Annotated in this window: 10 protein-coding genes and 1 pseudogene; 6 read left to right on the top strand and 5 right to left on the bottom strand. The window is 57.6% G+C overall.

The features are described 5' to 3' along the window. Window positions 1-84: 84 nt before the first annotated feature. The 3 genes from ACP7D9_RS21105 to ACP7D9_RS21095 all read right to left on the bottom strand — a co-directional run bounded on the left by ACP7D9_RS21105 (window position 85) and on the right by ACP7D9_RS21095 (window position 4,002). On the bottom strand, window positions 85-1,386 hold the full coding sequence (locus tag ACP7D9_RS21105) for an NAD(P)/FAD-dependent oxidoreductase (RefSeq protein WP_397478127.1): 1,302 nt from the start codon (window positions 1,384-1,386) through the stop codon (window positions 85-87). Beyond that, entirely contained in the window at window positions 1,383-2,471 is a 1,089-nt protein-coding gene (locus ACP7D9_RS21100; RefSeq protein WP_426159501.1) for a polyamine ABC transporter substrate-binding protein, read from the bottom strand. The genes ACP7D9_RS21105 and ACP7D9_RS21100 overlap by 4 nt, the downstream gene beginning before the upstream one ends. Before the next feature lie 172 nt (window positions 2,472-2,643). Next, the gene (locus ACP7D9_RS21095; RefSeq protein WP_426159499.1) at window positions 2,644-4,002 is read right to left on the bottom strand and encodes a glutamine synthetase family protein; all 1,359 of its coding nucleotides are present in this window, start codon (window positions 4,000-4,002) and stop codon (window positions 2,644-2,646) included. A gap of 162 nt (window positions 4,003-4,164) precedes the next feature. Here ACP7D9_RS21095 and ACP7D9_RS21090 point away from each other — a divergent pair, with 162 nt between their 5' ends. The 6 genes and pseudogenes from ACP7D9_RS21090 (at window position 4,165) to ACP7D9_RS21065 (ending at window position 10,426) form a co-directional block, all read left to right on the top strand. Further along, a complete protein-coding gene (locus ACP7D9_RS21090; protein ID WP_101160218.1) occupies window positions 4,165-5,061 on the top strand; it encodes a helix-turn-helix domain-containing protein in 897 nt (298 codons plus the stop codon). Window positions 5,062-5,142: 81 nt separating this feature from the next. Then, window positions 5,143-5,652, top strand: coding sequence for a sigma-70 family RNA polymerase sigma factor (locus ACP7D9_RS21085; protein ID WP_426159498.1), 510 nt, complete (start codon window positions 5,143-5,145; stop codon window positions 5,650-5,652). Then, window positions 5,652-6,602, top strand: coding sequence for a FecR domain-containing protein (locus ACP7D9_RS21080; RefSeq protein ID WP_426159496.1), 951 nt, complete (start codon window positions 5,652-5,654; stop codon window positions 6,600-6,602). Before ACP7D9_RS21085 ends, ACP7D9_RS21080 begins: the two co-directional genes overlap by 1 nt. Window positions 6,603-6,669: 67 nt before the next feature. Then, window positions 6,670-9,072 (top strand): TonB-dependent siderophore receptor, encoded by a 2,403-nt coding sequence (locus tag ACP7D9_RS21075; RefSeq protein WP_426159495.1) that lies wholly within the window; start codon window positions 6,670-6,672, stop codon window positions 9,070-9,072. Window positions 9,073-9,177: 105 nt separating this feature from the next. After that, window positions 9,178-9,625 (top strand): annotated as a pseudogene (locus tag ACP7D9_RS21070) (cupin domain-containing protein). Between the two features lie 351 nt (window positions 9,626-9,976). Then, window positions 9,977-10,426: a hypothetical protein gene (locus tag ACP7D9_RS21065; protein ID WP_426159493.1), complete on the top strand. Its 450-nt coding sequence runs from the start codon at window positions 9,977-9,979 to the stop codon at window positions 10,424-10,426. A 146-nt stretch (window positions 10,427-10,572) separates the two neighbouring features. Here the strand turns inward: ACP7D9_RS21065 and ACP7D9_RS21060 are convergent, their stop codons facing one another. Both ACP7D9_RS21060 and ACP7D9_RS21055 read right to left on the bottom strand, forming a co-directional pair. After that, window positions 10,573-11,610 (bottom strand): DUF1254 domain-containing protein, encoded by a 1,038-nt coding sequence (locus tag ACP7D9_RS21060; RefSeq protein ID WP_426159491.1) that lies wholly within the window; start codon window positions 11,608-11,610, stop codon window positions 10,573-10,575. A 52-nt stretch (window positions 11,611-11,662) separates the two neighbouring features. Further along, window positions 11,663-12,568, bottom strand: a complete 906-nt coding sequence (locus ACP7D9_RS21055) for a transporter (RefSeq protein ID WP_426159490.1) — start codon at window positions 12,566-12,568, stop codon at window positions 11,663-11,665. Between the last annotated feature and the right edge of the window lie 8 nt (window positions 12,569-12,576).

The following is a 12,576-nucleotide window of genomic DNA, read 5'->3' as shown; positions in this document are numbered from 1 at the left end:
GCAAAAGCACTTCATCAATATAGAAGTGCTTGGCGATAGAGCAAATCAACAGCCGCTTTAACTTAGGGAATGTGTAAGCGCCTGTTAACCGAGCATTTCGCGCAAGCGATACCAGAACATGCCCAGCGCCAGCAGCGGCGAACGCAGAGCCGGGCCGCCGGGGAAGGTCATGTGCGGCACGCCGCTGAACACATCCATGCCTTGGCTGTGCCCGGCCTGGATGGCTTCGCCCAGCAACTTTGCACACCAGTGGGTGACATTCAGGCCATGGCCGGAGTAACCCTGTGCGTAGAACACGTTCGGGTGCTGTTTGAGCCGTCCGACCTGTGGAAAGCGGTTCGCGGTGATGCCGATCCTGCCGCCCCACTGATAATCGATGCCCACGTCGGCCAGTTGCGGAAACACTTTGAGCATCTTCGGCCGCATATAGGCGGCGATGTCCGCCGGATCACGCCCGGAATAATGACAAGCGCCGCCGAACAGCAAACGTCGATCAGCCGAGAGCCGGTAATAATCGAGCCCGACCTTTTGATCGCACAGCGCCAGGTTCTGTGGAATCAACTGTGCGGCGCGGAGTTCGTCCAGCGGCTCGGTGGCGATGATGTAACTGCCGGCGGGCAGGACTTTGCCACTGAGCTTCGGTTCGAGTTCGTCCAGATGCGCGTTGCAGCCGAGCACCAGGCTACCGGCCCGCACTGAACCGGTGGCGCAGCGCACCTCGACGGTAGCGCCATGGAGAATTTCCAGCACCGGACTCTGCTCGAAAACGCGCACGCCCAGCGAAGCCGCAAGCCGCGCTTCACCTTGCACCAGATCCAGCGGATGGAGGTGACCCGACCCCATGTCGATCAACCCACCGGCGTATCCACCGGCATCGACCACTTGCTGACGGATGTGCTCAGGGCCTACCAGCGACGTGGCGTGGGCGTAGCCGAGTTCGCCGAGGCTGTCCTGTTCCTGCTTGAACGCGGCGAATTGCGCGGCGGTGTTGGCCAGTTCGCAAAAGCCCCAACGCAGATCACAGTCGATGGCGTTGTCCGTAATGCGCTGGCGCACCAGGTCCACCGAATCGATGCCGGCGCGCTGCAGATACCGCACGCCGTCGCGCCCAACGTAGCGGGCGAAACCCTCGACGTCATGGCCAATGCCGCGAATCAGCTGACCGCCATTACGCCCGCTGGCGCCCCAGCCAATACGCCGCGCCTCAAGCAGGACCACCGACAAACCGCGCTGCGCCAGTTCAATGGCGGTGTTGACGCCAGTGAAGCCGCCGCCGATCACACAGACATCGACAATCAGATCGTCGTCCAGCACAGGGTAGGGCGTGCTCGCCCTCGCGGAAGCGGCGTACCAGGAGCGGGCGTGTTGTGCGCTGTGCTGATTCATTTGTTTGACTTCACTTTGCTCCACGACCGGGTCATCAGGCGCATGATCGTCTGGGGCGGAGTCGAGGAAATGTAGAGTTTATCGAGCACCGATTGCGGCGGATAAACCTCAGGATTGTTGACCAGTGCCTGGTCCATAAATGGCTTGGCCGCAGGGTTCGGGTTGGCGTAGCCGACGGTGGCGCTGACCTTGGCGATCACTTGCGGGTCGAGCAGGTAATTGATGAAGGCATGGGCCTCTTTGGCGTTGCTGGCGTCGGCGGGAATCGCCAGCAGATCGAACCACAGGTTGGCGCCCTCCTTGGGAATCGCATAAGCGATATTCACACCGTTTTTGGCTTCCCGGGCGCGGTTGGCGGCCTGGAAAACATCGCCGGAGTAACCGAACGCGACGCAAATGTCGCCATTGGCCAGGTCCGACACGTACTTGGAAGAATGGAAATAGGTGATGTAAGGACGGATGCTCAGCAGCTTGGCTTCAGCCTTTTTATAGTCCTCAGGGTTTTCGCTGCGCGGGTTCATGCCCATGTAATTGAGAATGGCCGGAAACACCTCGTCGGCCGAATCCATCATCGACACGCCGCACTGGCTGAGCTTCTTCAGATTCTCGGGTTCGAACAGCACGGCCCAGGAATCGATGTGGTCGATGCCGAGCACTTGCCTGACTTTGTCGACGTTGTAACCGATGCCGTTGGTACCCCACAGATAGGGCACCGAGTGCTCATTGCCTGGATCATTTTTCTCAAGTAATTCAAGCAGTTTGGGGTCTAAGTTCTGCCAGTTTGGCAACTGCGAACGATCGAGCTTCATAAACGCCCCGGCCGTCACCTGACGGGCGAGAAAGTGGTTGGACGGCACCACCACGTCATATCCGGTACGACCGGCGAGGAGTTTGCCTTCCAGCGTTTCGTTGGAGTCGAAGACGTCGTAGATCACCTTGATCCCGGTTTTGCTCTGGAAGTCGGCGAGGGTGGTTTCGCCAATGTAGTCGGTCCAGTTGTAGACACTGACCCGTGGCTCGGCGTGGGCTGTGGCGCTGAACAGCACGCTCAGCGCGACCGGGAGTACGGATTTCAACAGACGCATATCGACACCTCTTCTTGTAATGATCGTTCCCACGCTCTGCGTCGGGATGCCTCAACGGACGCTCCGCGTTCGGCTCTGGATGGGACGCAGAGCGTCCCGGGATGCATTCCCACGCAGGAGCGTGGGAACGATCAATAACTCACACCTTCGCCATTTTCTTCTGAGAAGGCCGTCAGACGCTTAGCAGCAGGAACTCACGCTCCCACGAGCTGATCACGCGTTTGAAGTTTTCGTGCTCAGCGCGTTTCACCGCGACGTAACCGCGAACGAATTTGCTGCCCAGGTATTCGGCTACTTTCGGGCACTCTTCCATTTGCGTCAGGGCTTCTTCGATGGTGATTGGCAAACGCAGGTTGCGGCGTTCGTAGGCGCGGCCTTCGACCGCCGCGCTCGGTTCGATCTGTTCGACCATGCCGATGTAGCCGCACAGCAGGCTTGCGGCGATGGCCAGATACGGATTGGCGTCGGCGCCGGGCAAGCGGTTCTCCACGCGCATCGACTCCGGCCCGGAAGTCGGCACACGCAGGCCCACCGTGCGGTTCTCTTCGCCCCACTCGACATTGACCGGCGCTGAAGTGTCCGGCAGGAAGCGGCGGAACGAATTGACGTTCGGCGCGAACATCGGCAGGACTTTCGGGATGTATTTCTGCAGCCCACCGATGTGATGCCGGAACAACTCGCTCATGTTGCCTTCGGCATCAGCAAAGATCGGCTTGCCGGTGGCGATCTCGACCACGCTCTGGTGCAGGTGCATGGCACTGCCGGGCTCGTCGCCGATCGGCTTGGCCATGAACGTCGCGGTGACGTTGTGCTTGAGCGCCGCTTCGCGCAGGGTGCGTTTGAACACGGTGATCTGGTCAGCCAGGTCCAGTGCATCGCCATGGCGGAAGTTGATTTCCATCTGCGCCGGGCCGTCTTCGTGGATCAGCGTGTCGAGGTCCAGGCCTTGCAGTTCGCACCAGTCGTAGACGTCTTCGAAGAGTGGATCGAATTCGTTGGCGGCATCGATCGAGAACGACTGGCGACCGCTTTCCGCACGCCCCGAACGACCCAGCGGCGCTTTGAGCGGCAGGTCCGGATCTTCACAGCGCTGGGTCAGGTAGAACTCCATTTCCGGCGCGACAATCGGCTTCCAGCCCTTGTCGGTGTAAAGCTGCAGGACTTTCTTCAGCACATTGCGCGGCGACAGTTCGATCGGGTTGCCGAACTTGTCGAAGGTGTCGTGGATGACGATGGCGGTCGGCTCGATCGCCCACGGTATGACGTAGACGGCATCGGCAACCGGTTTGCAGACCATGTCGATATCAGCCGGGTCGAGCAGGTCGTAGTAGATGTCGTCGTCGACAAAATCCCCGGTTACCGTTTGCAGCAGCACGCTCTCCGGCAGGCGCATACCGCGCTCATGCAGGAACTTGTTGGTCGGTGCAATCTTGCCGCGGGCGATGCCGGTCAAGTCGCTGACCACGCATTCGACTTCGGTAATCTTGTGATCTTTCAGCCAGGTGAACAGCTGATCGAAAGGGGCGTTCATAAAGACCTCGTTATTGGTTTTGTAGACGCCGGGGAGGGCGGGTTTCATCTTCCGCCCCTTCCCCTGTGGCGCGTTGGCGACTATCTTGGGCGCGGCTTGTGATTCCATCTATCCACTTTCAGCAGCACCCAAGCGCACCAAAAGAGTGCGCAAGGTCCACCCATGACAACGTGCAATCCGCTCCAGGTTCAAGCGTTCAACACCGCCGATGTGGCCGAACAAGTGCGCGCCACGCCGGGTTGGATTCAGCATTACCAGCAGATGTCGCCGGGGCATTTTGCCGGACAGATTCGCTATCTCGATCTGCAGGGCGTCGAGGTCTACGAAGAGCAGATGAACACCCGGGTGGAGCAGAATTTCAGTGCGCCATCGGGTGCGCTGGCATTTTGTTTCGATCGCAGCGACAACGCGCTGTATCTGCTCAATGAAGAGAGCCGCAACATCTGGATCACTCCAGAGAACTACCGCGAAATCGCGGTGGTGTTCGGAGCGGATTTTGTCCGCGACCACGGCCTGGATGTGGCGAAACTCGAAGGCTTGTTCATGGCGCCGCTGAATTGCGGCCAGAACGCTTTGTTCAGCGGCTGGTTAAGCTCGATTCTCACAAAATTGTCGCAAGCAATTGATCCGCTTGATAAAAGTTGCCTGACGCAGCAGCTGCTTGAGGACTGCCTGTTCATCCTTGACAACGCTCAAACCACGCTCGACCGTGGCGGATTGCTGCGGCGCAACGACGAACGCAAGATCATGCAGCGAGTAGGGGAGTGGGCGGCTGATTCGTCGGAGGACACGGTCAATCTGCTCGAACTTTCTCACGTCGCAGGGGTACCGCTGCGCCAGTTGCAACAGGCGTTCAAGGCCTACACCGGAATGACCCCGAGTCACTGGTTACGCTTGCGCCGGTTGAACAGTGCGCACCGGGAATTGCTCAGGCGGCGACCCACGCAAACCACGGTTGCCGAGGTGGCGATGCGCTGGTCGTTCTGGCATTTGGGGCGGTTTTCCAGCAGTTACCGAGCGCTGTTCAAAGAGCTTCCGAGCGAGACGCTCAGGCGCTGAGCAGAAAAAGGCTTTGTGTCCTTGGTGAAGTTAAATAGAATCAGTCTCATTTGAATCCACCTTCGCGCAGGGTCTCTTGAGATGATTGAATCCACGTTACCGGCGGAGCAGAGCCTGCAGCAGTTGTACCGCGAGCATCGTGGCTGGCTGGAAATGTGGTTGCGTCGGCGCATGGGCAATGCGTGGGATGCGGCTGACCTGAGCCAGGATACCTTTCTTCGCGTCTTGTGCAACGCACCGCCATTGGCCGAGTTGCGCGAGCCGCGCGCGTATTTGCTCACCGTTGGCAAACGTCTGCTGAGCAATTTCTACACGCGGCGCCATCTGGAAAAAGCCTACCTTGATGCCTTGGCGCTGATGCCTGAAGACTGCGCGCCGTCGCCGGAACAGCGCTGGCTGCTGCTGGAAACCCTGCAGGCACTGGATGAGTTGCTCGATGGCTTGCCGCGCGCGGTGCGCCGGGCGTTTTTGTGGAGCCAACTCGAAGGCCTCGGTTACCGCGAGATTGCCGAGCGCTTGCAGGTTTCTGAACGTACCGTCAAACGTTACATGGCTCAGGCCTACGAGCATTGCCTGCTGGTGGAGCTGTGATGCGCGTTACTCCAAGCGATGAAACGCGCGAAGTGGCGCGGGCGGCGGCGCAATGGCTGGCATTGCTCGAGTCCGGCGGTGCCAGCGATGAAGATCACGCCCGGTTGCAGCATTGGCGCAGCAGCAACAGTCGCCACGAAAATGCGTGGCAGAAAATCCAGCAGCTGCGTCAGCGTTTCGCAGGGTTGCCGCCGGCGCTGACCATGGCCACGCTGGATCGGCCGGACCCAGCGCGGCGCGCGGCTCTCAAGCGTGCCTTGGGCGTGGCGGCGCTGGTGCCGGCGGCGTGGTTGATCGGCCGTGAGTTGCCGCTGGATGTCTGGCGCGCCGATTTGCACACCAGCACCGGTGAGCGACGAACAGTGCAGTTGGCGCAGGACTCTTCATTGCAACTCAACACCGACAGCGCAGTGAACGTCGATCTGCCTGCACGCCAGTTAACGCTGATCCGTGGCGAGATGGCGCTCAATGTGGCGGGCGAATCAGCCTTTATCGTCAACGCGCCTTTTGGCCGAATGATCGTCAGTCACAGCGACATCTCGGTGCGCCTCAGCACCCGCAGTTGCCAGGTCTGCGTGTTGCGCGGTTCGGTGCAATTGCAGCCGCTGCACGGCCCGGCGCTGGTATTGAAGCAGGGCCAGCAAGTCAGCCTGCAAGCGTCCGGCGCCGGGGCGGTGACGGCGTTCGACACGTTGATGCCCGGCTGGCGCGACGGGGTGTTGATGGCACAGAACCAGCCGCTCGGTGAGTTCCTGCGCGAACTGAGTCGCTATCGCTCGGGCGTGCTGCGCTGGGATCCGGCGCTGGAATCGCTGCGCATCACGGGCAGTTTCCGCCTCGACGACACCGACCAGGTGCTGTCACTGCTGGCCGCAAGCTTGCCCGTCGATGTGCACACGCAGACGCGATTTTGGGTGTCGCTGGTGCCGCGTGCAGAAAAAACTGGCTGAAGCCTGTCCCTTTTTTTCGCCTCGCTGGTCATTCCAGGCAAGTGAACAAAATCGAGAGCTTCTTCCAATGCCCGCAGTATTCCCAGGTCGTTTGCGTCCGTTGTTGCAGTTGAGCCTTTTGCTGAGCCTGAGTGCCAGCCCCTTATTGATTCAATCGAGCTGGGCTTACGATGGCAGCCGGCGCAGTTATCAGGTGCCGGCCGGTAGCCTGAGTGCGGCGCTGACGCGGTTCGCCGGTCTCGCCGGAGTCAATCTTTCGGTGGATCCGGCGCTGGTCAGCGGCCGCAACAGCAACGGGTTGTCCGGTGAATTCGGTGTAGAGGAGGGGTTCAGCCGGTTGTTGCTGGGCTCCGGTTTGCAGCTGCAACCGGTTGCCGATCAGGCTTATACGCTGGTGCCCGCAGCAGAAGGCAGCACCTTGCAACTTGCGCCTACCTCCATTCTTGGCGCGAACGACCCGGCGGATGCCGACGTGTTTGCCGGAGGCCAGGTGGCGCGGCGTGGCTCGCAAGGGCTGTTGGGCTCCAGGGATTTCATGGAAACTCCGTTCAGCATGACCACCTACACCAGCCAAACAGTGAAAAATCAGCAGGCGCGCACGCTCGGCGAGCTGATCGGCAGCGATCCTTCGGTACGCGCGACAAACCCGGCCGGTGGGCGCTATGAGCAATTCACCATCCGTGGCTTCAGCCTGTTCAACAGTGACGTTTCCTATAACGGTCTCTACGGTGTGTTGCCGACGTACACCATCGACATGGAAATGGCTGATCGCGTCGACATCCTCAAAGGCCCGAGCCAATTGATCAACGGGATTTCGCCACGGGGCAGTGTAGGAGGGGGGATCAACGTCGTGCCGAAACGCGCGACCGACAAGCCGATCACCTCGCTGACGACCAATTACGCCTCCAACAACCAAATCGGTGGCGCAGTGGATGTCGGACGGCGCTTTGGCGAAGACAATCAATTCGGTCTGCGTTTCAACGGCGTTAAACAGTCCGGTGATACCGAATGGGATCATCAGAGTGTCGATCGCGACATGGCAGTCCTTGGTCTGGATTTTCGTGGTGAACGCTTGCGACTTTCCACCGATATCGGCCACACCGAACGCGACACCGACGCACCGCAGGAACGCGTGCAGGTCGCGGCCAATGCCAAGGTGCCGAACGCCAATAATGTGCGCGATAACTATGCGCAACCCTGGAGTCAGGCGCGCACCAGGGACACGTTCGGCACGGTCAACGGCGAGTTTGATGTCAGCGATTCGGTCATGCTGTATGGCAGCGTCGGCGCACGTAAAAGCAATCACGATTTTTTGCGCCACGCGGTGTCGGTGAGCAACGACGCCGGTGACTTCAGCGTACAGCCGCGAGATTTCACCCGCGACGAAAACGTCCGCACGGCCACGGCCGGAGTGCGCAACTGGTTCCATACCGGTGCGGTCAGTCATGAAGTCAACCTGGCGGCCAACTACTTTTATATGGACTTCGAAAACGGCGGCGCTCGTTACGCGTCCGGGCGCAGCAATCTCTACGACCCGGTGGAAATCGCCAGACCCGGCACACCGACCCGCAATGACGCCAAGGTTTACACGGAAAATCGCTTCAGCGGTGTGGCCTTGTCCGACACGCTCGGCTTCTTCGACGATCGCTTGTTGCTGACCCTGGGTGCGCGTTGGCAGCGGGTCAAAGTCGATGACTGGAGCGACGGCGTCAAGGGCGATACGGCCTACGATGAGGAAAAGGTCTCGCCATCGGGCGGTGTTCTGTTCAAGGCGACAGACAAACTGTCGCTCTACGCCAATTACATGGAAGGTCTGAGCCAAGGCAAGATCGCGCCATCGACCTCGATCAACGAAGACGAAATCTTTCCGCCATTCATCAGTCGCCAAGTCGAAGTCGGCGCCAAGTATGACGCGGGCGCCTATGCGCTGACGGCAGCAGTGTTCCGCATCAAACAACCTGCCTACGAAACCAACGCTACCACGCGAGTCTTCGGCCCGAATGGCAAGCGCGAGAACAACGGTGTGGAACTGAGCGTGTTTGGCGAACCGCTCAAGGGCGTGCGATTACTGGGTGGTGTGATGTACATCGACAGCGAACTGACCCAGACCACCAACGGTACATTCGACGGCAATCGCGCACCGGCGACCCCCAAATACAACGTCAACCTTGGCGCGGAGTGGGATGTGCCAAACGTGCAGGGGCTGACACTGACCAGTCGCGGGATTTACTCGAGTTCGCAGTATCTGGATCAGTCGAACGACAAGGAAATCGACTCTTGGGAGCGGTTCGACGTAGGCACACGCTATGCTTTCAGATTGGACGAAAAGACCGTTACGTTGCGGGCGAATGTCGAAAATGTGCTGGATAAACGCTACTGGAGCTCGGCGGGTGCCTCGGATGATAGCGAGCCGGGATTGACCCTGTCGACGCCGAGAACTTATCTGCTCTCGGCGACGATAGATTTCTGATGGAGGAGGGTAAATGCATCGATCATCGTCGATAATACATTAACTACACTAAATGACCGTTTAGTTGAGCTAAACAAAAACACAGGCAATATGACGGGGAAGGCCATGATTCAGCGTCAGCCGAACGCAATTGATGCGATTGCTGCGTTGAATCTTGATTCTCATGTCGAAGGCGGCTATTACCGCAAAACTCATCGGGCCGATCATCGCGACTGCCTCCAAACGCAGCATTTGCACCTTGGCGATGCAATCGAATACAACCTGATCCACGCTCACGGCTTACTGCAAACGCTGGTAATGGGCAGCGATCTTTCCGCAGGCCAGCAACTGCTATTGCATGTACCGGGTGGCACCTGGAAAGCCTCGCGATTGCTCGCAGGATCAAATGGCTTTGGTTTGATCAGCGAAGCAGTTTCGCCAGGGTTTGATTTCGCTGATATGGAAATCGGCGATGGTGCAAAATTGACGGCGCAAATTTCCGCAGCACGAAGAGCCCCTTAAAAAGCAGGCACATGATGAGAAGAACGGATCGGGTAAAACGTGGTTTGTATAGGAAGCCGTTTTGAGATGACGATCCAGATGTGAATATCTTGGGTAGCCACGTTGATTCAGTAATATATTGTTACGTGTAATGTATATTATGTTAAATTATGTATGCAGATGGCGCAGGCTGAGTTCAGAACACCACCTCTGCGTGTTTGCTTAAGCTATGACCGTTGCGAATCTAAGAAACTCCATGAATTCTCGAGATATCCATATGCATGTGCTCTACACGTATTGCTTAATGATCCGTCTAGCTGGAAAAAGTAAATCTCCCTCGTAGATACCCACGACGCCCAGAGTTCAATGTGGACGCGTGCGCGGGACATATGGAGGTTACGATTCAGATCATCGTTTGGCAGCCATGGATGACTCCCTTTGGGCCAACGTCCCAGTTGTGACAGAGGATTTCGCCGCTCACGAACGCTCCCGTGGCGCCGGTGAATATGCACTCATCGATATTCGCGTTGCGCAGATCGGCTCCATCGACTTTAGCCCCGAAAAAAACAGGCCCCACGGAGCTAGGTTCCACGAAGATCAATGCCTCTCAAATCTGCTCGTTCTACCGCAGATTGATCCCGTACTCACCGACTTCTGCAAAAAGCTGACATCCATTCAACAAGCAGACGTGGACGGCGCAAGCACCTATGTGGAGGTTGGCCGCGAGCTGGGAGCATTCACTGACCGATATCCAGATGCTGCTTGGGCGTCTTGGGGTGACTACGATGCAAGGCAGCTAGAGCGCGATGCAGGATTAGCTGCGTGCCCTTCCCTGCTCTCAGGTCTGCAGCATCAACGTCAGGAAGTGGCATAAAGGCTATACGATGATCAGCCGAAAAGTCTGAAGCTAACCGGCGAGTCGTTAGGCCTAGCGCGAGGGAGCGGATCCAATCCGGTTGAGGCCGAATGGGGCATGAAGATTGACCACAATGCCCGCACCCGATCCTTCTCCCTATCGCCTTACATAGGCTGTGGTGATGGGAAATCCCAAGCACCAGACAGGATCTCTGCGCGAGGACGGTAGAGCCTAACGGTGTAGTTCCAGCCTTCAGCTATGGGCAGGCAGTTTTCTGTACTCGCCTCACACCCGCCGAACTGAACCACAATAGAACCGTCGGGCGATTGCTTCGCAGTGAGGTTATTCAGTGTGTAGGCGTTCTGCTTGTTCTTCTCGTAATAACCTTGAGCGTTATAAACACTCACCGACCAGAAACCATCAACAGGGACATCCTTGACCGTCAGACGGTATACGGTTTTACCGTCGTTCTTCTCGGGCGTCACGTTGAGATACGTCGCGTCTTTATCAGGATTTCCACCCCATGCAGAGGCCGAGCCTAAAAGATGACGAATAGGATCAACCTCCTCGGGCGTTCCGAATGCTTTTTTGAAATCAGGAATTGTTGAGGAAAGCACCAAAAGCGCATCACGAACCTTCTTCTGGCTGGCAGCATCCCATTTTGGAAAGCTAAGGCTGCCTGCGCTGGCCTGTTCTACCTTGATCCCGTCCTGCAGCGCGTGCACCTTTTTTACGTCTTCCACATTCTTGGGATCAACCAAGGTGCGGATCGCCGTCACTACATAGCGGGTACCAACGGAATCGCGGGTTAGCACATGCTTGCCCGCGCCGTAAAAAACATTCGGCACGTAATGATCTTCGTTGATCACTTGCATCGCCATGAACCGCTTGCCTGGATCCGGCAGGGTGATCGTTACCGGCCCCGCATCGAGATCGAATACACCGGAAGAGTACATCGTGTCCCTGTTCAATCGGACAACCGTTTGGTGGTCTATCGATGCCAACTCCCTGCGATGCAGCATCTTGCCAAGCCCACCCTGTTTGATCAGAGAATTAATATACAAATCCGATTCTGCCCGGACGAAATTATCAACCGTCACCGGTTTGATCGCTGCGTCTTCGGCTGCAACTTCAGCGTTCACTGACCAAGAAATCCCCACAAGCAGAAAGATAGAAGCTACACGGACTGAGGTGTTCTGCATTTTTATAACTTCCAAGTTAAAGGCCGTAACGTAGGTTGAGGCGTTACTCGCCTTACCATGCGTATTGAAGACGCAACGTCCAGGTGTTTACATCGGGAGAGCCTGTACGCTCTGAAACGGTGTCCGAATAGGCAATCAGGCCTCCAAACTGGGGAGAAAGCATGAATCCTACGCTGGCACCCAATAAGGCGTTTTCTTGTTTATTGTCCTGCCAGTTCCCATCGATTTTGGTTTCGCCGCCTCGGTTGTAGGTAGCGTCAAGCGATGCCCAAAGCGCGCGATTGATCGTGTAGCTGTAATGCCCTTCGACGGCATACAAAGGCTTCTGCTCGAGCTTGCTGTCGCCCTGATATTCATCGTTGTCTCCGTACAGCGAGACGTACGTATTGAATTCGAGCCAGGTCGGGCCCAGAGGTGTACCGAAGGCCAGCTCAGGCTTAAAGGCCCACCGATTCGACCCGATATTGATGATGCGATCCTTGTCGTAGTCCCCCGTTGGCGCCGTGACCCACAGTGCTCCGCTCAGAAAGGTTTCAGGCGTCCAGTTGGCAAACTCTTCCTTGGTCAGCGCAGGGCCACCAAAGAGGTTGTGCACGAGCACGACTTGGGTATCGGCCATGCCTCCGTTGTGCTTGGTGCCATCGAAAAATCGCGCGTTATCGAATGACGCTGAAATGTCAGCATAGGGCTGCAGAATCTGAATGGCGCTGTTGCGTCCATCCACTGCAAAAGAGCGGGCGTATCTCGCGATGTAAAGATTGGCGTCCAGTGACAGCCCCTTGATGGGCAGTGACGTATCAATCGGCGTGTTGGTGTCGATACGGTTGTAGTAACCGAACACCATATTCAGATCGGTGGGCAGGTTCTGCCAATCCCGCGCGTTGTCTGCATGACCAAACAGAGGGATTGCTATCAGCGCCATGCCCACCGAGTGGCGAACATACTTCTTAGACTGCATGCAACAGC

Source organism: Pseudomonas sp. TSRC2-2, assembly GCF_049897785.1.
Classification (GTDB): Bacteria; Pseudomonadota; Gammaproteobacteria; order Pseudomonadales; family Pseudomonadaceae; genus Aquipseudomonas.
The sequence above is the reverse complement of the archived record's forward strand: the minus strand, read 5'-3'. Positions and strand labels throughout refer to the sequence as shown.